Genomic DNA, 19,736 nt, shown 5'->3' with positions numbered 1-19,736 from the left:
GCGTCGCAGCGAGGATGAGGAGATACGTGGCACTATCCCCCTTTGCTGGACAGACACTCAACACTGGACCGTCGGGCTCGTGACGGACGCTGATCCGCCTACCAGGAACGTTGATGCTGGCTTCAGCGAGTTGAGTACCGCTGTGGTGTAGGAGGGGGTGCACGTGGCCGTACTCAAGAGTATGGGGGCGTTGTTTGAGTGGGCCAGGGGCGTGCCGCTCAAACCGTCGGGAAAGAGCAGACCCGACGCCACTACGGCGGTGTCGGAAGAAGCGAAGAATTGTTTCGCCACGTTTGCCGCGACCTCGAATCGATCCGCTCCCCCCACGCGGTTGGTCGGGGCTCCAGTGATGCTGGCGATTTCAGTCAGCACCGCATCGCTGACAGTGGCCGCACCACCGAGAACGGTGACTCGCTCGGGGGCAATAGAGCTCAGCGCTCTGGCAGTGGCGCTGGGCAGCTCGCCAGAACGCACCAGCAGCAGTGGCCCTCCCAGCTCGGCAGCGAGTGGTCCGGCGGACAGGGCGTCGGAGAACAGCTCGCCTGAGGCTATGACGACGTGCTTGCCTGGAATGCGCGCAGCGAGATCGGCTGATACCGCGTACCGATCTGCGCCACCGATGCGGGTGACTTTGCCGAACTTCTGGAGGTCGGCCAGCACCGCGTCCGAGACGGTGCCGGGGCCGCCGACGATTACGATCTCACTGGGACGACTCCGAGTCAGCTCAGCCGTGACCGACGAGGGGAGCGACGCACCCCTCGTCAGTAACAGGCGGGCGCCACGGTACGCCGCTAGCGGACCCGCGCTGAGTGCGTCCGTGAAGACCTCGCCGGAGGCCACCACGACGGAGGAGCCGACGGCGGCGGGGAGCTGACTCGAAACGTTGGCAGCAACCTCGTATCGATCGGCGCCTCCGATTCGCTGCTCAATCGTTGGGTAGGCGGTCGCCGCCCACGTGGCGGTGACCTGAGAGGAGACGAGTGTGGCTCCGGCTGCGGTGACCAGCCTCGCGCGGAAGGTCCGGGTGCCGGCGCTGGCCTGCCCGTAGGTCAACGGAAGGTCAAAGCTTCCGTCGCTGTTGACGGTGGCCGTCGTGTGGTTCTGCCAGGCCCCGTTCACCAGTACCTGGGACGTGATCGTCCGGCCGCCGTAACCGAGGGCCTGCCCCTTGAGTCGTGCGGTCTGGCCGACCAGGACACCAGTTACGGACTGGACGGTGACCGACCCCAGCCTGTCCACGGTGAACTCGGCGCTGGTCAGGGTCCCCGCTGCCGAGGTCGCCTGCACCCGGTAGCGGGTGGTACCCACGGTGGCCGTGCCGAATGTGAGTGGGATCGAGAACTGGCCACGCGTCCCCGCGGTGACAAGCTCGTCGATGGACCACCCCGAAGCTGTGTAGACCTGTGTCAGGACCTCGCTACCTGCGCCGCCGGGGCTGAGCAGGCCGGTGACGTACGCCGTCGCCCCCACTTTCGCCTGGGTCTGGGGGCGGATCACCAGCTCACTGGCGCCGGTTGCCGGCGCGGTCACGTTGTACTGGTAGAGGTCGTACTTGACCATCAGGTTGATGATCTTGTTGGCGTACTGCGGATCCGTGGCGTACCCGCCCAGGTGCACCTCGACGATGAAGCGATCCGGGTTGTTCGTGTAGTTGAAGGCCTTGGCGTAGCGGGTCAGCCGGCTCAGGAAGTAGCCGTGGTCGATGAACGAGTTCTGGTCTGTGTCGTACTTCCGGAACTGCGCCGTCGTTGTGTAGGCGTTGCCGCTGGAGTCGTATTCGGTGGTGCTGACGGAGTAGCAGCCGTTCTGGTGCGGACTGAGTGTGGAGGAGCACTTGATGCCGAACCAGTTCTTCGCATTCTTGGTCAGAGACGACTCGCCCCAACCGGATTCCAGGATCGCCTGCGCCATGGCCACCGATGCCGGCACCCCGTAGGCGCGCTCCTCTTCCTGGGCCCAGGCGGAGGTCTTGGCGACGAAGGTCGCGGCGTCCAGGGCTGCGGCGGGTCTGGCGACGGGCAGCCAGACGGCCACGAGCGCGAAGGTGAGGAGTACTCGAAGGAGCATGCGCGGAGAAGGCATGGGGTCATTGAACCCCCACCTCGCGAAATCTGTCATCCGAAAGGTGAGGCGCAGGTTGAGGTTCCACCCTCCGGGGCAGTGTTGGGCGTCCCGGGCCGTGCGCCGTCAGTGAACCAGGATGATCTTGCCCACGTTGTCCCCGCCCGTGAGCTGCTCGTGGGCCCTGCGCACGTCGTCGAAGGGGATCCTGGTCTCGGGGGAGAGCCTGATGCGGCCGTCGGCCAGCATCGGCCACACCTCCGCCTCCACAGCGGCGCAGATCTCCGCCTTCTCCTCGGCGGGACGGAACCGTAGCGAGGTCGCGGTGATGGTGGCCTGCTTGCTGAGCAGGGCCCCCAAGTTGAGCGTGCCCTTGGCGCCACCCTGGAGCCCGATCACGACGATCCTGCCGCGGCGTTTCAGCGCCGCCACGTTGGATTCGAGGTACTTCGCGCCGATGATGTCGAGGACGACGTCGGCACCCTTGGTGGCGGCCTTGAGTGCTGCGACCCAGTCGTCGTGATAGTCCAGCGCGATGTCGGCGCCGTGGGCCAGACAGTGCTCCAGCTTCGCAGGGCTCCCCGCGGTCGCCACGACCGTGGCGCCGAGGGCGTGGGCGTACTGAGTCGCGAACGTGCCGATCCCACCGGCGCCGCCGTGGACCAGGAACACCTCGCCGGGCTCGAGCTGCCCGACGCGAAGGTTGGAAAGGACGGTCGCCGCGACCTCGAGAACCCCGGCTGCCGACACCAGATCCACGCCGGGCGGCGGAGCGATGAGCTGACCCTCGGGTGCGACGAAGTATTCGGCATATCCGCCACCGGCCAGGAGGGCCACGACCTCGTCGCCCTTCTTCCAACGTCGGACTCCGTCGCCGACCGCCTCGACGACGCCGGAGGCCTCCAACCCGATGATGTCGCTCTCGCCGGGGGGCGGGGGATAGTGGCCCTGCCGCTGCAGCACGTCGGCGCGGTTCACGCCGGAGGCAACCGTCCGGACGAGCACTTCTCCCGGCCCAGGGATGGGGCTGGGGGCCTCGCCGAGGGTGAGGGCGTCGACATCTCCTGGGGCTTCCACGATCACTGCGCGCATGTCCCCCACCCTGCCACACGCGCGTGCGTCGACGGGGGTTTGCACATCCCGCAACGGCTCTAGCCGTCCGTGGGCTCGTTCTCGTCGCGACCCTGCCAGGTGCAGATGCACACCTCGTTGCCCTCGGGATCGCACAGGACCCAGAACCGGGGCGCCGCCTCGTCGCTCACCAGTGTCCCGCCTGCAGCCAGTGCCCGGTCCAGCCGGTTCCTCGCCTCGTCATGCGCCACCGTGAGGTCCAGGTGGACCCTGTTGCGCTGCGGGCGCGGTTCGTCCATCTGCTGGAACCAGATCGGTGGCCCGATCAGCTGCGGGTCGATCAACGCCTCCGGGCCGTCGTCGGCATAGCCCGTGATCGCGCGCCAGAAGGGGAGCACGGCGGGAATGTCGAGCGCGTCGATGGCGATCTCGATCTCGGCCAGGTCTGACGTCACCGGCTGCAGGCCCATGGCGGCGACGAGTTCCGCGACCGCCGAGCCGAAGGCGACGTCGCGGTCGGTGATGCCTCCGGCGTCGTGGCTGGCCACGGCGAGATGGACCCTCGAGTAGCGCAGGTCGATCTCGGGATGATGATTCTGGTCCTCCGCGATCCGGGCGACGTCGTTGACGAAGGCGAGCGCCGAGGGGAAGGAGCCGGCGTCCACCGTGAGATGCATCCGGCCTAGGAGGTAACGCCAGGTTGGAAGGGCCTCTGAGGCCTGCTTGCGTGAGAGTGCCATGTTTCACACTAACCCCGGGAACGCGGTGAGCACAGGGGGCGTCGCGCCCGACAGCGCGGTCGCTCTTGGCTCGCCGGAGTGGAGTCAATCAGGCCAGGTGAGGCCGCGACCGCTCTCGAACGCACGGTGCGAGCCGTCGACCGGGTCCGGAAACTCCAGCCGGTGGGCCAGCAGGCGCAGCGGCGTGGAGAAGTCATCGATGGCGGTGGGGAGGATCTCGGGGTACAGCGGATCACCGACGAGGGGTATGCCGAGGCCGTTGAAGTGTGCGCGGATCTGGTGGGTCCTGCCGGTGAGTGGGCGGACCTCGTACAGGGCATAGCCGCGCTGGATCTCGATGAGCTCGATGTCGGTGACTGAGTTCGACGGTAGGTCGAGCGTGTCGGCCTGGAGTGTGCCCACCCTTTTGACCAGGTGGGACTCGACCCGCCGCGGGAAGTGGAGCGCCGGATCGTGGGGCGCGATCGCGCGGTAGACCTTCGTGGCCGTTCGGTCTGTGAACACCGAGTGGTAGGCGGCCCGCCATCTCTTCTCCGTCGTCATGAGCAGCACGCCGGCCGTGCCACGGTCCAGCCGGTGGGCAGCGGAGAGTTCGGGCAGGTCCAGAGCCTGCCTCGCCTTCACCACGGCCGACTGCAGCACGTGCCGGCCGCGCGGGATGGTGGAGAGGAAGTGGGGCTTGTCGAAGACCGCGATCCGCTCGTCGCGGTACAGCAGAGTGAGCTCGCCGGGGGCCGGGGCCTCGTCGCGCAGTTCGCGGTGGAACCAGACGAAGGTGTGTGGACGGTACTCCTCGCGACCGGTCCACGGCCGGCCGCGGTCGTCGACGAAGACGCCGCCCTCGAGCATCTCGTCGACATCTTCCGGCGACGGCGCCAGCTTGTGAACCAGCCAGTCACGCATCGTGGGCCAGGGGAGGGGGTCGCGCGGATCGCGATCCGGCGTGCGCACCCAGGCGGCCTGCAGGCCGTGGCGGGGCGGCAGCGGCGACTTCGGCGGCATCCCACGTCCCTTCCCTGCTCGGATACCGCACCCTACCCGCCGGCATCGAGGCGCTAACATGGTCGGGCACTGGCGAGGTCGCATAGTGGACTAGTGCAGCCGCCTTGAAAGCGGCCGAGGGGCAACTCTCCGTGGGTTCGAATCCCACCCTCGCCGCCACCGCCCCGCGTCCGGCCGGTCAACCGATCTCCTGGGTACTGTGGGGCCATGGCCGAGACCACCCACGTCATCAAGCCCCAGCCGCCCGTGCGCGCGTTCGTCACCGCGGCCGGTGCGGACCTCATCGGCGCCGTCGTGCTGGTTGCTGCGCTGAACCAGGGATGGCATGTGGCCGTCGTCGTGGTCGGCGCGTTGTTTCTCGTCGCGGGCGTGGCGCTCATGGTGGCCGCGTTCGTGTCGCTCGACCGGCTGGCCGTCCGTCTCACCTTGGACGACGACGGGTACAGGCTGGTGGGGCCCGGGGTCGATCACTCCGGTGAATGGGCGGACGTGAGTAAGGTCACGCAGTCGCAGGAGGGCTCACACGTGACCGTCTACCACGGCCCGGTCCGGCGCACCCACCTGCTGTTCCCAGGCGGGGATCGCGCCCAGATCGACGAGGTGCTCGCGGACATCCGGTCCCGCCTCCAGGCGGCGAAGGGGTAGCACCCCTCCTGCGCCCGCCTCAGCCTTCCTCGCCGTACCAGGCGCAGGCGTCGGTGACGTTCTGCGCCCCGTCGGTGAGGACCGGGCTCTCGGAGGCCGACGGCGACGGCTCAGCCGAGGGGGACGTCGTGGTGGCGCTGGGTGTCGCGGCCGCCGTCGGCTCCACGCCGGGCGCCGCGGACGTGGTGGGCGACGGCGGATCGAGGGCCTGCTCGACGGCCGCTTGCATCGCCTCGAAATCCGGATTCTCGTAGGAGTAGCCGTTCTTGCCGGGAGAGTAGACGAGCCGGCTGACCTGGCCGTCCTTCACGCGCAGCGCCAACTCGACGATCTCCGGGAGGTCCCGCTGCGGGATGTCGGTCACCACCATCTGCGACGACGCAGCGGCGATTGCCTCATACCGGGTCAGCAGCGTCGCGGGGTTGGCCTGCTTGATGATCGCGCCCACGAGGCACGACTGGCGGGCCATGCGGTCGTAGTCCGAATAATCGAGCCGGCTACGGGCGTACCACATGGCTTCGTAGCCCATCAGGTGCTGATCCGGCCCCGGCTCGAGATAACCCGAGGGCCTTCTGCCTTCCGAGTTGCCGCCGATGGCCAGCCGTTGGTTGATGTTGACGGTGACCCCACCCATGGCGTCGATCAGTTGTTGGATGCCGTCGATGTTGAGCATGGCGAAGTAATCCACCTTGAGGCCGGTGATGCCCTCCACGCCCTGTTTGAGCGCCTCGGCGCCGCGGTAGGTGGCGCCGTCGAACAGATCGGGGTAACCGAGTTCGGTGTGCGCCCAGACGCTGTTGATGAGCCAGTCCTCAGCAGGCTCGCCGCGGAACCCGTCCGGGAACGCTTCTGCCATCTCGCTTCCCTCCGGGAATGGCGTGTACTGCACGTTCCGGGGGATCTGGATGAGCGTGGTCGCGCCGCTCTGGGTGTCGATCGAGGCCAGGATGATGGTGTCGGTGCGGATGCTGAACTGCTCGACTGCGTCGGCCCGGTTGGCGCTTCCGTCCGCCCCGAGCAGGAGGATGTTGATCCGCGGGATGTCGGCGAAGGGGTCCGCGCCGCCTTCGGAGTCCAGGGTCGGGCGCGTGGATGACTTCACCTCGTCGTCGCCGGAGGTGAAGACCCTGTCGACCAGCAGCATCTGGTCCCGGGCATACCGTGCGGCGATGGCTGTGGGCGTCGCCACGGCGAACGCGAGCACCACCACCAGAATGGCCCCCAGAGCCCGCCTCGTGTCGGAGAGGCCGCGCGGGCGGGTGGCCAGGTGGGTGACGACGATGAGCGTGACCCACACCAGGCCGACGACGATCAGTGCGAGCGTCGCCCCCGTGAGGAAGCCGGGGCTCACGGCGAGTGTGGCGAGGCGGGTGGTGTTTGCGACGGCATAGTAGGCGATGAAGGCACCCGCGCCGAGAGCGGACCCACCCGCGACCAGCCCCGCCACCCGAAGGCCGGGGCGTCTGGCGCCGAGCAGACCGATGCCGGGCAGCATCGTCGAGGCGAGGGTGAGGAGCGACGCGCGGCGCAGCGAGCCCTTCGCTGCCCTCTCCTGGGCTGCCATGCGGAGGCGAACGTTGTGGGGGAAGGGCAGGTCGGCCGGGCTGTCCCAATCGTCGAGCGGGGTGTCCTCCAGCGCGCGCGTCGGGGTGGCCGCGGACTTCGGGGCCTTGCCTCGACCCGCACCGCCATCGCCGGACGCAGCGCGGCGCGCTTGGCCGTCTTCGGTCATGGGCTCCTCCTGCGCGCCAGTGTAACTGGCAGCGCAGCGCACGAAACGGCGGCCTGAGCCCCCAGCCTCCCCCGGTCCGGTGGCGCATGTTTGCCGCTGCGCTGGGCGCTCGGCTAGGCTGTGACGGCACTGGAGGTGTCGCCTAGTCCGGTCTATGGCGCCCGCCTGCTAAGCGGGTTTGGGGCTTCAACCCCATCGCGGGTTCAAATCCCGCCGCCTCCGCCAGTTGTGATCGAGCCCCTGGGACCCGTTGCCAGGGGCTCTGCTAGTCCGCCTCAGGCGGCGATGTTCGCCCGTTCCAGGTCCAAGAGGAACTGCTTGCGTTCAGGGCCTCCGGAGTAGCCAGTGAGCATCCCGCTCGCCCCTATCACGCGGTGGCACGGCACGACGATGCTGATGGGGTTTCTGCTGTTCGCCGCACCCACGGCACGCGAGGCGCCGGGGCGCCCGATCGCCGTGGCCAGCTGGCCGTAGCTGCGCGTCTCCCCGTAGGGGATCTCGGTGAGGGCCTCCCACACCTGGCGCTGGAAGTCCGTGCCTGACGGCGAGAGCTGCAGGTCGAACTCGGTGCGCTGCCCGGCGAAGTACTCGGTGAGCTGGCGGGTGGCCTCCGGGAGCGCGTCGTCGACCTGGTCACCCCAGTCGGGGGTGTCCACCGGTGGCTTCCTGTGGCCGTCCATGAGGACGGCGATCAGTGTGCCGTCGCGCTGGACGATCGTCAGCGGTCCGATGGGTGACTCCATCACGCTGTAGGTCATGACTTCTCCTCGCATCCGGGTACGCCGGGAATCGTGTTGACGGCGTGGGGCGTGAGCGCCCACAGGTGTTGGGTCGCGTAGGACCGCCACGGTCGCCAGGCTGCCGATCTGGACCCTACGGACACGCCGAGCTCCCGGGCGGCGCGCATCACGCCCAAGTCCGTGGCAGGGAAGGCGTCCGGGTCGCCAAGCCCTCGCATGGCGATCATCTCGACGGTCCAGGGCCCGATCCCCGTGAGGGCGGCCAGCGCCGCGCGGGCGGCGTCGCGGTCGGCGCCGACGGAGAGGTCCAGTTCGCCGTCGGCGAGCGCGCGCGCCAGTCGGCGGATGGTGTCGCGGCGCGAGGCCGGGAAGGCCAGGGCTTCGTCGGCCACCTCCGCCACAGCGGCGGCGGTGGGGAACAGGTGCGTCAGGCCCGGAATCCCGGTCTCGACGCGGGCGCCGACCCGTTCGACCAGCCGCGATCCATGGGTCCGCGCTGCCGCCGTCGACACCTGCTGGCCGAGGAGGATCCGGAAGGCCACTTCGTCGCCGTCGACCCCGCGCGGGATCCTGCGGCCGGGGTGCGCCGCGACCAGGGGGGCGAGGAGGGGGTCCGAAGCGAGCAGATCGTCGACGGCCACGGGGTCGGCGTCGAGATCCAGGAGCCGGCGCACGCGAGCGATGACGGTCGGCAACTGGACGAGGTCGCTCAGCCCGACGCGTGCCTCGACCCCGTCCCGGGTCGGCCGGAGGGACGCGACGGCGTGCCCGGTCGGCAGTCGCAGCGTGCGGTGGTAGGCGCCGTCGTGAAACGACTCGACGCCGGCGACGGAGGTGGCGATGAGGTGGCCGAAGACGTTGCACGGGCAGAACGGTTTCCTGACCGCCAGTGTGAGGTGGACGAACGTGAGCCCACCGTCAGGGCTCGAACCGGGACCCCGCGAGGGCCGCCGCAATTGGCTCGGGGTGGCGTCGTAGACCTCGCGGATGGTGGCGTTGAAGGAGCGGAGGCTGGAGAACCCGGCGGCGAAGGCAACCTCCGGCAGCGTGAGCCAGGTGGCCTCCAGGAGGGTCCGAGCCGTCTGCGCACGGCGGGCGCGGGCAAGGGCCAACGGGCCGGCGCCCGCGCCGTCGGCCAGCAGCCGCTGGATCTGACGGGTGGAGTAGCCCAACCGCGAAGCGAGACCGCCGACGCCCTCGCGATCCACGACACCGTCGTTGATGAGCCGGACCGCCCGGGCCACGCTGTCACCCCGCACGTCCCATGCCGGTGAGCCGGGGGTCGCGCCCGGCAGGCAGCGCTTGCAGGCACGGAAGCCGGCGAGTTGGGCGGCCGCCGCAGTGGGGAAGAAGCGGACGTTGCGGGCGTGCGGTGTGCGGGCTGGGCAGCTGGGCCGGCAGTAGATGCCCGTCGACGTGACCCCGGTCACGAAACACCCGTCGAAGCGGGGATCCTTGGCCTGGATGGCCCGCATGCGCGTGGCCGTGTCGTCGTGCATGACATCAAGCATGACGCATGTCCACGGCGGTCTCTCGCAGGAATGCGACATCGCGGCGCGTGGCGATACGGCGTCCCACGAAGCGCGTTTGCCCAACCAGTTCCTGCCACGTATAGTTACGACTCGGCCAGCGCTCGTGGCTCAACGGATAGAGCATCTGACTACGGATCAGAAGGTTGGGGGTTCGAGTCCCTCCGAGCGCGCTGGACGAGGCGCCGGGCATCGCACCCGGCGCCTCGTCGTCTTTCCTGGCCACTCCACCCCAGTCAGTGGTGGCGGGAGGAACGACAAAGAGTGGCAGGATATTGACGTGACAACAGCCATCTGGGCCCATCGCGGCGCGAGCGCCTACGCGCCTGAGAACACCCTGCCCGCCTTCCAACTGGCCCTGCAGATGGGGGCCGACGGCGTGGAACTCGACGTGCAACGCACCGCCGACGGGCACATCGTGGCCATTCACGACGAGACGATCAACCGAACCTCCAACGGCTTCGGACGGGTGGTGGACCAGACGCTCGAGGAATTGCGCCACTGCGACTTCTCCAACGGCTTCGCCGGCCGTCGCAACGTCAGGATCCCGACGCTGCGCGAAGTGCTGGACCTCTTCCGAGGCACGGGAGTCACGGTCAACATCGAGCTCAAGAACACCGTCGTGCTCTACCCGGGGCTCGAGGAGGACGTCCTGCGGATCGTGCGGGATGCGGGCATGACAGAGCAGGTGCTGTACTCGTCCTTCAACCACTTCTCGCTGGCCAACCTCCGCGGACGGGTGGCGCGTGATCAGCTGGGGCTGCTCATCTCAGACGGCATCTTCGACCCGTGGAAGTACGCCACCTGGTTCGGCGCCGGCGCAATCCACCCGCACTACCTGGCGATTCAGCAGCCCAACTTCGTGTGGCTCTGCCACGAGGCAGGCATCAAGGTGCATCCGTGGACGGTGAACAAGGATGAGGACGCCCGCTGGCTGGCAGACCTCGGCGTGGACGCCATCATCACCAACTTCCCAGACCGGCTCGGTGAGCTCCTCCGCACCCCCGGGGGCTAGCCGCCCAGGCGCCCGACGACGGCGCCGGTGGGCCGTTAGGCTCGCCTCATGAGCAACACCGGCAATCCGTTCCGTCCCGAGCTGTGGGACGAGGTCCAGGGCTTCAGCTTCACGGACATCACCTACCACCGTGCCAAGCATGTTCCTGCTGTCCGGATCGCGCTCGACCGGCCCGAGGTGCGCAACGCCTTCCGGCCACACACCGTCGACGAGCTCTACCGGGCGCTGGAGCATGCGCGCACCTCCTCTGATGTCGGTTGCGTGCTGCTGACGGGCAATGGTCCCGCGCTCAAGGACGGCGGGTGGGCATTCTGCTCAGGAGGCGATCAGCGCATCCGGGGCCGCGCCGGCTATCAGTACGCGGAGGGGGAGACGGCCGACGGCGTCGACGCGGCCAAGCTCGGACGCCTGCACATCCTCGAGGTGCAGCGGCTCATCCGGTTCATGCCGAAGGTGGTGATCGCGCTGGTCAACGGGTGGGCGGCCGGCGGCGGGCATTCGTTGCACGTCGTGGCGGACCTCAGCCTGGCGTCGCGCGAACACGCCAAGTTCAAGCAGACCGACGCCGACGTCGGCTCCTTCGACGCGGGCTTCGGGTCTGCCTACCTTGCGCGCCAGGTGGGGCAGAAGTTCGCCCGCGAGATCTTCTTCCTCGGCGACGTCCACGACGCGGAGGACGCGCACCGGATGGGCATGGTGAACCGGGTGGTGCCGCACGCGGACCTGGAGGACGTGGGCCTGGAGTGGGCCGCGAAGATCTGCGGGAAGTCGCCGACCGCGCAGCGCATGCTGAAGTTCGCATTCAACGCCATCGACGACGGGCTGATCGGCCAGCAGGTGTTCGCCGGCGAGACGACGCGGCTGGCATACATGACCGACGAGGCCGTCGAGGGCAGGGACTCGTTCCTCGAGAAGCGGGCGCCGGACTGGTCGAAGTTCCCCTACTACTACTGAGCGGGCGCCTGACAGGCGCGAAACGAGGGTCACCCGTCACTCCCTGCCCACTCCTGTCGCAGGGTCGGGCAGGGCTCCCCAGCAGGTGGTCAGCCCAGCAGCGACAACCCCAGCGCCCAGGCCGACAGCAGGATCTCGACCACGCCGATCTGGGCGGGTCGGCGCGCCGCCCGCGGCATCCAGGCGGAGCGGGCGACGAGGGCCGCCGCCCAGGGCAGCCACCACCATCCCAGCCATCCCGCGCCGACGGCGGCGACCGCCACCAACGCGACTGCGGCGTGGTAAGCCCGGGAACGCTGGGTGGAGGCAGGATCGTTGCGTTCCCGGATGAGTGCTTTGACGTGCAGAACCGTGCCGACGAAGTACGCCGTGATCACCAGCATGATCGCGAGGTCGCGCCAGCGGGAGGGGTCGTCGGCGCCCCACGGTTGAAGCACCGCCATCAGAGCGCACGAGGCCACGACAGTGAGCACCCCGGACAGGAGCGAGCGCTCACGCTTCGTCCACGCCAGCCAAAGGGCCCAGCCCACCAGCACTGTGTAAGCCGGCACCCAGGCCAGCAGCCACCATCCTGTGAGTGCGAGCGTCGAGAGTCCCATGACGAGGGCCCCGGCGCCGTACACGACGAGGGCCGGGACGTAGCGGCCCCGTCGTCGTGGGGCGGCTCGCAGGGTCAGGACGGCGGCGTTGTAGGCGAAGTAGCCGACGAGCCACGTGAGGCCGAGGGTGGCGTCGCTGGCGCCCAGGGGACGCGAATCGCGGGCCATCGCCAGACCGGCCAGGAAGGGGACGATGAGCATGGCCCATGCGCCGTGCTGCTTCGGGATCCAGCCCGCTGTCCGACCACCCATCCGGTCACGCTAGCCGACGCCGCCCTCGCCGTCACCACCGGGGGCGGTGGGGGGCTGGAAGTTGGCCCGCGGCTCGCACCGCGTGACCATTGTCAGTCGGCCAGGCCGTAGAGCCGGTCCCCGGCGTCGCCCAGGCCGGGCACGATGTAGCCGTGCTCGTTGAGCCGCTCGTCGACCGCCGCCACCACCAGGGTGCAGGGGGTGTCCAGGTCCGCCAGGAGCTGGTTGAGCTTCTCGATGCCCTCCGGTGCGGCGAGCAGGCAGATGCACGTGATGTCGTCTGCGCCTCGGTCCACCAGGTACTGCACGGCGCCGCCGAGGGACCCGCCCGTCGCCAGCATCGGGTCCAGGACGTAGCACTGGCGGCCCGAGAGGTCCTGGGGGAGCCGCTCGGCATAGGTGACCGGTTGGAGGGTCACCTCGTCCCTGATCATTCCGAGGAACCCCACTTCAGCTGTAGGCATCAGCCGCAGCATGCCGTCGAGCATGCCCAGCCCGGCCCGGAGAATCGGCACGACGAGCGGGGCCGGCTGGGCGAGCTTCACGCCGGTGGTGCTGGTGACCGGCGTCTCGATCTGGGTCTGCGTGACGCGCACCCCGCGTGTCGCCTCGTAGGCCAGCAGGGTGACCAGCTCCTCGACCAGGCGGCGGAACACCGGCTGCTCGGTGTTCCTGTTTCGCAGGAGCGTCAGCTTGTGATCGACGAGGGGATGGGTGACGACGCAGAGTTCCACCCCCCTACCTTGGCACAACGGCGCCGGGGCGCGTAGCTGTTCGGGCCCCGGGGGGTGTGTCCACGTGCCAGTCATGCAAGGATGGAGGCGCATTCGACGAAAGGAGTAACCGTGGACGTGTTTGACGAGGACGCCGAGCCATTCGACCTCACCGGCGTGGACAACGGAGACTCTGAGGACTCGGATGAGGACGCGGACGATTTCGACGACCTTGAGGACGCCACCGAGGACGACGTCGACCTGGTGGTCGCCCTGTACCGGGAAGATGGCAGGGCAGTCGCCGTCCCCATGGACGTGGACCTGGCCAACGACCTCGATGAACTGATGAACCAACTCAGCCGCCTCCCGGGGGACTCGGGTGCGGACGGCTGGGTGTCGGTGGCGGGTGAGTTCTTCGTGATCTGCCGCGTGCGCGGACGCACCGTCGAGGTGCTGCTCTCGGACGTCACGGCCGCCAACGACTGGCCCATCGCCCGCGACGTCGTGGACTACCTCGGCGAGGAGATGCCGGACGAGGACGACGACCCGTCTCCCCTGGGGGACCTCAGCATGTACGCCGCCAGCGGTTTGCGTGCCTTCGAGCTGGAAGCCATCGCCACGGATTACGACGAGGACTCCGACGTGCTGCTCGGGCGGATCGCGGCCAAGCTGAAGATCTCGGCAGAGTTCGAGAGCGCCGTCGAGGCATTCGACGGCTAGCGTGGGCACGCGCTGGCACGAGGCCATGCGCCTCGCGCTGCAGGAGGGCCGCGCCGCCGAGCTGCACGGCGACGTGCCCATCGGGGCCGTGGTGCTGGGACCCGATGGCGATGTGCTCGCCAGGGCCGGCAATGAGCGTGAACTATTGGGAGACCCCACCGCGCACGCGGAGATCGTGGCCCTCCGCCGCGCCGCGGAGGCAGTCGGTGAGTGGCGGCTGACGGGCTGCACCTTGGTGGTCACGCTGGAGCCCTGCACGATGTGCGCCGGTGCAGTGGTGGCCTCGCGGATCGGGCACCTCGTGTTCGGGGCCTTCGACGAGAAGGCCGGGGCGGTGGCGTCGTTGTGGGACGTAGTGCGTGACCCACGGCTCAACCACCGGCCTGCCGTCACCTCGGGAGTGCTCGCCGACGAGTGCGCGCAGGTGCTGGAAGGGTTCTTCGCCGAGCGTCGCTGAGCGCCTCCGCTCAAAGGGAGACGATGCCCTGACGGAGGTCCGGTTGCGCACGGCGGAATGCGCTGGCCACCACCACGCCGGCCGCCGCGATCCCCACCGCCACCAGGATGCCGCCGCGTCCACCCGCTGCGTCGATCGCGATCCCGGCGGACGCCGATCCCACCGACGCGCCGAGCAACTGGCCGGTGCCGATCCAGCCGTAGGCCTCCGCCGTCTCGGCGAACGGCACGCTGCCGGCGATCACCGACGACACGGCGGCCAGCGCCGGCGCAATCCCGAACCCTGCCAGGAAGAGCGCGGCCGACAGCCCCCAGAATCCCGAGAGCAGCGCCGCCAGTCCGAAGCCGACCACCACGATGAGCATACGCAGCGCCAGCGACCACCGGCTGATCGGCCGGTTGCCGGCCGCCAGGCCGCCCAGGAGCGAGCCGAACGACGAGATGGCCAGCACCACACCGGCGCTGACGGAGCCGTCGCCGAACGAGGCCACCACCGCGGCCTCCATCGCCGCGAAGGCGCCGATCATCAGCAGCGACATCACGACCATGAGGAGCACCGAGGGGTTGCCGAGCACCCGGCCGAATCGTCGCGTGGCGGCCGGGATCTTCTGCATCCGGACGCGGGGCGCCAGCATGAACATCAGCCCCCCAATCACCTGGACCACCACCACGACGAGCAGCGCGGGACCGGATCCCAGCCCGGCCACCAGCATGGTGATGGCCACCGGCCCGATCACCCAGATGACCTCCTGAAGCGCTGCGTCGAAGCTGAACAGGGCGGTGAGGAGGTGAGGCGGCGCCAGTTGCGGATACAGGGTGCGCACAGCGGGGATCACCGGGGGCATGGCGGCGCCGCCCAGGGCGCCCAACGCCATGACGCCGGCCAGCGGTAGCTCCAGCGTGGCGAGGAGAGCGAAGGATGCCACCGAGATGATGAGCGTGCCGAGGAGTACGGGCAGAGTCCCGAGCCTGCTCAGCTGCCGCGACACGACGGGCCCGGCCACCGCCATCCCGACGGAGAAGGCCGCGAGGACCAGCCCGGCGGCGGTGTAGCTGCCGTACGTCTGCTGCACATGCATGAGGATGCCCAGCGAGTACATGCCGGCGGGCAACCGCGCGGCGAGCTGGGTCAGGAGGATGCGCGCCAGCCCGGGGGCCCTCAGCAACGCCGTGAAGTCACGCACCGGCCAACCATACGGCGACGCCGACCATCCCGATCATCCTGGGCTTTTTTCGTGGCTCGAGGGGGGCTCTGCCCGGCTTCGCCTGCGTGTCACCGGCTGTTCACCGATTGGTCAAAGTGCGGAGGCGTCGGTAAACTTCAGGGCGGTGATGTGTCTGAGCGGCCGAAAGAGCTCGCCTCGAAAGCGAGAGTGGGGCAACCCACCGGGGGTTCAAATCCCTCCATCACCGCCGCGTCTCTGACGAACTGAAGCCCCTGACCTTACGGTCGGGGGCTTCAGTGTTTTGAGCCTAGCCCTCTGTTGTGGGTTGTGGCGTGGCGGGCGCGGCAGACGGGCTTGAAGCTGGCGTTTCCAGGACCGAGGGAGAAGGCGACGGTGAAGGTACCCGGCAGAACTGGCCGTCGGTTGGTGTTGCCTGTGTACTCGGAGGGGATGGATTGCTCCCCCTGAAATCGGTGCCGACGAGGATATCGACGGTCCCATCCACTCGATCGTCGTACTCAATGACTGGCTCGATGAACTGTGACGCCACCAGATCCACCTGCAAAGTGTCGCGCTGGTTGGCCCTGATCACTGTCCCGAAGACGCGCTCGTCTGTGTTGCCGACCCTGATGACCGTGAAGCCGGCCCGTTCCATGTGGGAACCGACCCTGTTGGCCAGGCCGCTGGTGAAGCCCCCGTTGAGAACGCGCACCGAGATGTCCGCCGGGGTGACCACCTCAGCCGGTCCGACCACGCAGGGGGTGGGCGACGGCGAGGGCAGCGGCTCCGTCAGCGCCCTCCAACCCCACGACGCGCCCCACAGGAGCAACCCCAGCAACCCCAGAAGGAGGATAGGGGTTGCGATGAGCCGGAAGATGCGCACTGGTAGGGGTCTGCTTTCGTCGGGTGATACAAACTACTTCAACTCGAGGACGCGAGCGTGCATCGTCTGCCGTTGCTGCAGCGCGGCGCGCAGAGCCCGATGCAGGCCGTCCTCCAGATAGAGATCCCCACGGTAGGACACGACGTGGGCGAACAGGTCCCCGTAGAACGTCGAGTCCTCCTCCAGGAGAGCCTCGAGGTCCAGCGTGCGCTTGGTGGTGACCAGCTCGTCGAGCCGGACCTGATGCGGCGCGATCGCGACCCACTGCTTGGCCGTGAAGCCGTGGTCCGGGTACGGGCGTGAGTCGCCCACTCGCTTGAAGATCACGGGGCCACCCTACCGTGAGGGCTGTGCCAGAGTAGGGGGGTGAGCAATGAGGCACTGATCGAGACCATCACGTCGGGGTACGCCTTCGACGCACCCGCCGCGACGCTGGGCGTGCTCAACGACGGTGACCCCGTCGTCGACGCGAAGATCCGCATCCCGCTGTCCATGTTCAACCGGCACGGGCTGGTGGCCGGCGCCACGGGCACCGGCAAGACGGTCACCCTGCAGGTGATGGCGGAGGCGCTCAGCAGCGCCGGTGTTCCCGTGTTCGCCGCGGACATCAAGGGCGATCTCAGCGGCATGGCCTCCCCGGGCAACCCCTCGGAGAAGCTGCTGGCCCGGGTGGCCAGGCAGGGGCAGGACTGGCGGCCCACGGCCTTCCCGTGCGAGTTCTACGCACTCGGGGGCGAGGGAATCGGCGTGCCGGTCCGTGCCACCGTCTCATCGTTCGGCCCCATTCTGCTGTCCAAGGTCCTGGGCCTGAACAAGGTGCAGGAGTCGTCGCTGGGGCTGGTGTTCCACTACGCGGACAAGGCCGGGCTCGCGCTGCTGGACCTCAAGGACCTCATCGAGTTGCTCAAGTACCTCACCTCGGACGAAGGTAAACCTGAGCTCAAGGGCATCGGCGGCATCTCGACGGCCACCGTCGGCGTCATCCTCCGCTCCCTCATCACCATCTCCGATCAGGGCGCGGACGTGTTCTTCGGGGAGCCGGAGTTCGATCCCGACGATCTGCTGCGCGTGGCGCCCGACGGTCGCGGCGTGGTGTCGTTGCTGGAACTCCCGCAGCTGGCGACCCGCCCCGCGCTGTTCTCCACCTTCCTCATGTGGCTGCTGGCGGACATGTTCACGTCGCTGCCCGAGGTGGGAGACATCGACAAGCCCAAACTGGTCTTCTTCTTCGACGAGGCCCACCTGCTGTTCAACGACGCCTCAGACGCGTTCCTCGACGCGATCACACAGACGGTCCGCCTCATCCGGTCCAAGGGCGTCGGCATCTTCTTCGTCACCCAGACGCCCAAGGACGTGCCCGACGACGTGCTGGCGCAGCTCGGCTCACGGGTCCAGCACCAGCTGCGTGCCCACACCCCCAACGACGCCAAGGCCCTCCGAGCCACCGTGTCCACCTACCCGAACTCGGGCTACGACCTCGAAGAGGTGCTGCAGCAGCTGGGCATCGGCGAGGCGATCGTCACGGTGATGAGCGAGAAGGGGGCCCCCACCCCCGTCGCGTGGACCCGGATGTGGGCGCCGCAGTCTCTGATGGGCCCCACCCCGGAGGAGCACCTCCGGGCCGGGGTGGCGCAATCGGCCCTCATGGCCCGGTACGGCCAGCCGCTGGACCGGCAGTCCGCCTACGAGGTCCTCACCCGGCAGCTGGCGGAGGGTGCGCAGCGCGCCGAGGAGGAACGGCTGGAGGCCGAACGGGAGAAGCAGCTCCAGCAGGCTGAGAAGGAACTCAAGACCGCGGAGAAGGAGCAGGCCCGTCTTGAGCGTGAGGCGCGGGCCGAGCAGGCAAGGCGCGAACGGGAGGCCCGCGCGGAGGAGGCAGCCCGCCGCCGCTACGAGCGCGAGAACCCGAGCCTGGTGCAGCAGGTGACCAAGTCCACAGTGTTCAAGGACCTCATGCGCACGGCAGGCCGCGAGATCATCCGGGGCGTGTTCGGCACCGGCCGCCGCCGCTGACCGGACCGGTCACTCGACGGTGTAGCGCTCCACCGACGGGTCGTTACGGACCGCGTCGGAGAGGGTCTGAAGCCGGCTGGCGAGCACCTTGGCGGTGATGGCGCCGCCCAGGAACTGCGCCCAGGCCTCGTTGCTGGCCGGACCCAGGCCGTAGTGCGCGGCGAACCGCCAGGAAAAGACGTGCTCCCCGGCATCTGCCAGGAGACGGGTCTGCGACGAGAGCGCCGTCGAGTCCAGATCGCTGGGCACCGATTCACGCACCACGGTGGGGATGAGGTGGGTGCGGGAGAAGAGGGTCGCGGTGTCACGGGAGAGCATCGTGCGCAGCAGTTCCTTCCCGCCCGCCACGTTCTCAGCGTCCCGCGGCACCAGGAACTGTTCGGTGGGTGCGGCGTGCACCGCCGCGGCGGGAAGCGTCGGGGCCGCGGTGAGCGTGGGTGCGGGGGCGGCCGTCATCCCGAAGTCCGCTGCTTCGACGCCCTGCATCTCCGAGGCGATCCACGCGCCGGAGGGGTAGAAGAGCGCCTCACCGTCGCGCGCCCATCTGGCCTGGGCGTCCAGGTACGGCCCGCCCGCCAGGACGTAGCCCTCCCGCACGCAGAGCTCCATCTGCTCCAGCACTCCGGCGACCGCAGGATGGCTCCATGCGCCGTCGGAGAGGTTGTCCAGAGCCAGGCGGACCTCGTGGCCGCCCTCCTTGACGGCCGACGCGATGGCGAGCTCCTGGTAGTAGTCGGCTGCCTCGTCGCCCCACACGAACAGGTAGCTGCCCATCGAGCGGGCCAGAGCGCCCAACTCCAGGATCCGGTCCCAGGTGGCGGGCACCTCCCAGCCCTCGGCGGCGAACCGGGGGGCGGAGTACCACAGGCCGTGGACGGCGAGGGCGTAATTGAGGGCGATGAAACGGCCGTTGAAGGTACCGGCCGCGAGGACGCCGTGGTAGAGGGTGTCTCCGATGGGTTTGCCCTCCAGGTTGCGGCTCTCGATCAGGTCGTCCAGCGATTCGAACCGGTCCGCCAGCTTGCCCACGGGGAGCACCTGGGCGCCGGAGTTGTCGACGAGGTCCGGAGGGGTCTCGCCGTCGGCCAGGAGCGGCTCCACACGCGCGAGCACGTCAGCGGTGGGGGAGAGTGCCACCGCGACCCCTGGGTGAGCCGCCTCCATCGTCGCCGCCGCGGCGGCCACATAGTCCGTCCCGAAGGCGCCGTCGAAGACCACGGCCCGCACGATCGACGGGCTGACAAGCCCGAACGGCAGCCCGGTCGGTGAGGGGGAGGGGCTGGCAGTAGGTGACGTCGTACCGTTCGACGGCGGCGCCGGGCAGGCGGTCAGCGGCGCGACGGCCGCGACGGCGAGCGCCGACAACACCTGGCGGCGGCTGGGACGTGACATGGGCTCCTCCGAACGGATAGCCACACCTTAGGCCACGCGCCGGCCGCCCCGGA

General features: G+C 69.0%; 19 protein-coding genes and 4 tRNA genes. 10 read left to right on the top strand and 13 right to left on the bottom strand.

All coding sequences use genetic code 11. From position 1 onward, the window contains the following. Window positions 1–57 precede the first annotated feature (57 nt). The 4 genes from ACZK5N_RS10510 to ACZK5N_RS10495 form a co-directional block, all read right to left on the bottom strand. Entirely contained in the window at window positions 58–2,082 is a 2,025-nt protein-coding gene (locus ACZK5N_RS10510; protein WP_459018691.1) for a cell wall-binding repeat-containing protein, read from the bottom strand. A 105-nt stretch (window positions 2,083–2,187) separates the two neighbouring features. After that, a complete protein-coding gene (locus ACZK5N_RS10505) occupies window positions 2,188–3,153 on the bottom strand; it encodes an NAD(P)H-quinone oxidoreductase (protein ID WP_459018692.1) in 966 nt (321 codons plus the stop codon). Between the two features lie 59 nt (window positions 3,154–3,212). Continuing rightward, complete coding sequence (locus tag ACZK5N_RS10500; RefSeq protein WP_459018693.1) at window positions 3,213–3,872, bottom strand: 4a-hydroxytetrahydrobiopterin dehydratase; 660 nt, start codon at window positions 3,870–3,872, stop codon at window positions 3,213–3,215. 84 nt (window positions 3,873–3,956) lie between these two features. Continuing rightward, a complete protein-coding gene (locus ACZK5N_RS10495) occupies window positions 3,957–4,775 on the bottom strand; it encodes a pseudouridine synthase (RefSeq protein WP_459020462.1) in 819 nt (272 codons plus the stop codon). A gap of 170 nt (window positions 4,776–4,945) precedes the next feature. Between ACZK5N_RS10495 and ACZK5N_RS10490 the strand changes: the two genes are divergently transcribed. Together ACZK5N_RS10490 and ACZK5N_RS10485 are read left to right on the top strand one after the other, a co-directional pair. After that, window positions 4,946–5,033, top strand: a tRNA-Ser gene (locus tag ACZK5N_RS10490). A 48-nt stretch (window positions 5,034–5,081) separates the two neighbouring features. Further along, on the top strand, window positions 5,082–5,519 hold the full coding sequence (locus ACZK5N_RS10485; protein ID WP_459018694.1) for a hypothetical protein: 438 nt from the start codon (window positions 5,082–5,084) through the stop codon (window positions 5,517–5,519). Window positions 5,520–5,538: 19 nt separating this feature from the next. On the opposite strand, the gene ACZK5N_RS10480 is transcribed toward ACZK5N_RS10485, so the two are convergent. Further along, a complete protein-coding gene (locus tag ACZK5N_RS10480; RefSeq protein ID WP_459018695.1) occupies window positions 5,539–7,251 on the bottom strand; it encodes an LCP family protein in 1,713 nt (570 codons plus the stop codon). A gap of 131 nt (window positions 7,252–7,382) precedes the next feature. On the opposite strand from ACZK5N_RS10480, the gene ACZK5N_RS10475 reads away from it, so the two are divergent. Continuing rightward, window positions 7,383–7,476: transfer RNA gene (locus ACZK5N_RS10475), tRNA-Ser, on the top strand. Window positions 7,477–7,526: 50 nt separating this feature from the next. Here the strand turns inward: ACZK5N_RS10475 and ACZK5N_RS10470 are convergent. Both ACZK5N_RS10470 and ACZK5N_RS10465 read right to left on the bottom strand, forming a co-directional pair. Further along, window positions 7,527–8,009: a methylated-DNA--[protein]-cysteine S-methyltransferase gene (locus ACZK5N_RS10470; RefSeq protein WP_459018696.1), complete on the bottom strand. Its 483-nt coding sequence runs from the start codon at window positions 8,007–8,009 to the stop codon at window positions 7,527–7,529. Beyond that, window positions 8,006–9,490 (bottom strand): DNA-3-methyladenine glycosylase 2 family protein, encoded by a 1,485-nt coding sequence (locus tag ACZK5N_RS10465; protein ID WP_463624901.1) that lies wholly within the window; start codon window positions 9,488–9,490, stop codon window positions 8,006–8,008. Before ACZK5N_RS10465 ends, ACZK5N_RS10470 begins: the two co-directional genes overlap by 4 nt. Before the next feature lie 130 nt (window positions 9,491–9,620). Between ACZK5N_RS10465 and ACZK5N_RS10460 the strand changes: the two genes are divergently transcribed. The 3 genes from ACZK5N_RS10460 to ACZK5N_RS10450 all read left to right on the top strand — a co-directional run bounded on the left by ACZK5N_RS10460 (window position 9,621) and on the right by ACZK5N_RS10450 (window position 11,489). Beyond that, window positions 9,621–9,693: transfer RNA gene (locus ACZK5N_RS10460), tRNA-Arg, on the top strand. Window positions 9,694–9,800: 107 nt separating this feature from the next. Further along, complete coding sequence (locus ACZK5N_RS10455; protein WP_459018698.1) at window positions 9,801–10,535, top strand: glycerophosphodiester phosphodiesterase; 735 nt, start codon at window positions 9,801–9,803, stop codon at window positions 10,533–10,535. 48 nt (window positions 10,536–10,583) lie between these two features. Further along, window positions 10,584–11,489: a 1,4-dihydroxy-2-naphthoyl-CoA synthase gene (locus ACZK5N_RS10450; protein ID WP_459018699.1), complete on the top strand. Its 906-nt coding sequence runs from the start codon at window positions 10,584–10,586 to the stop codon at window positions 11,487–11,489. A gap of 89 nt (window positions 11,490–11,578) precedes the next feature. Here ACZK5N_RS10450 and ACZK5N_RS10445 read toward each other — a convergent pair whose 3' ends face one another. Then, entirely contained in the window at window positions 11,579–12,340 is a 762-nt protein-coding gene (locus ACZK5N_RS10445) for a YwiC-like family protein (protein ID WP_463624900.1), read from the bottom strand. Window positions 12,341–12,432: 92 nt separating this feature from the next. Beyond that, entirely contained in the window at window positions 12,433–13,074 is a 642-nt protein-coding gene (gene upp / locus ACZK5N_RS10440; RefSeq protein ID WP_459018701.1) for a uracil phosphoribosyltransferase, read from the bottom strand. Between the two features lie 111 nt (window positions 13,075–13,185). On the opposite strand from upp, the gene ACZK5N_RS10435 reads away from it, so the two are divergent. Beyond that, window positions 13,186–13,773 carry a tRNA adenosine deaminase-associated protein gene (locus tag ACZK5N_RS10435; RefSeq protein WP_459018702.1) on the top strand — a complete coding sequence of 196 codons (588 nt, stop codon included), beginning with the start codon at window positions 13,186–13,188 and terminating at the stop codon, window positions 13,771–13,773. Window positions 13,774–13,798: 25 nt separating this feature from the next. Further along, a complete protein-coding gene (tadA, locus tag ACZK5N_RS10430) occupies window positions 13,799–14,230 on the top strand; it encodes a tRNA adenosine(34) deaminase TadA (RefSeq protein WP_463624935.1) in 432 nt (143 codons plus the stop codon). A 10-nt stretch (window positions 14,231–14,240) separates the two neighbouring features. Here the strand turns inward: tadA and ACZK5N_RS10425 are convergent, their stop codons facing one another. Continuing rightward, window positions 14,241–15,413 carry an MFS transporter gene (locus ACZK5N_RS10425; RefSeq protein ID WP_463624899.1) on the bottom strand — a complete coding sequence of 391 codons (1,173 nt, stop codon included), beginning with the start codon at window positions 15,411–15,413 and terminating at the stop codon, window positions 14,241–14,243. A 144-nt stretch (window positions 15,414–15,557) separates the two neighbouring features. On the opposite strand from ACZK5N_RS10425, the gene ACZK5N_RS10420 reads away from it, so the two are divergent. Then, window positions 15,558–15,642: transfer RNA gene (locus tag ACZK5N_RS10420), tRNA-Ser, on the top strand. A 60-nt stretch (window positions 15,643–15,702) separates the two neighbouring features. On the opposite strand, the gene ACZK5N_RS10415 is transcribed toward ACZK5N_RS10420, so the two are convergent. Further along, window positions 15,703–16,278 (bottom strand): LytR C-terminal domain-containing protein, encoded by a 576-nt coding sequence (locus ACZK5N_RS10415; protein WP_463624898.1) that lies wholly within the window; start codon window positions 16,276–16,278, stop codon window positions 15,703–15,705. A gap of 33 nt (window positions 16,279–16,311) precedes the next feature. Next, window positions 16,312–16,605 carry a type II toxin-antitoxin system VapB family antitoxin gene (locus ACZK5N_RS10410; protein WP_459018705.1) on the bottom strand — a complete coding sequence of 98 codons (294 nt, stop codon included), beginning with the start codon at window positions 16,603–16,605 and terminating at the stop codon, window positions 16,312–16,314. A gap of 39 nt (window positions 16,606–16,644) precedes the next feature. Between ACZK5N_RS10410 and ACZK5N_RS10405 the strand changes: the two genes are divergently transcribed. Next, window positions 16,645–18,291, top strand: a complete 1,647-nt coding sequence (locus ACZK5N_RS10405; RefSeq protein WP_463624897.1) for a helicase HerA-like domain-containing protein — start codon at window positions 16,645–16,647, stop codon at window positions 18,289–18,291. Between the two features lie 9 nt (window positions 18,292–18,300). On the opposite strand, the gene ngcE is transcribed toward ACZK5N_RS10405, so the two are convergent. Next, window positions 18,301–19,683 carry an N-acetylglucosamine/diacetylchitobiose ABC transporter substrate-binding protein gene (ngcE, locus tag ACZK5N_RS10400; protein WP_463624896.1) on the bottom strand — a complete coding sequence of 461 codons (1,383 nt, stop codon included), beginning with the start codon at window positions 19,681–19,683 and terminating at the stop codon, window positions 18,301–18,303. Window positions 19,684–19,736: the final 53 nt, after the last annotated feature.

It is taken from the genome of Tessaracoccus pujii, from assembly GCF_055326215.1.
The sequence above is the reverse complement of the archived record's forward strand: the minus strand, read 5'-3'. Positions and strand labels throughout refer to the sequence as shown.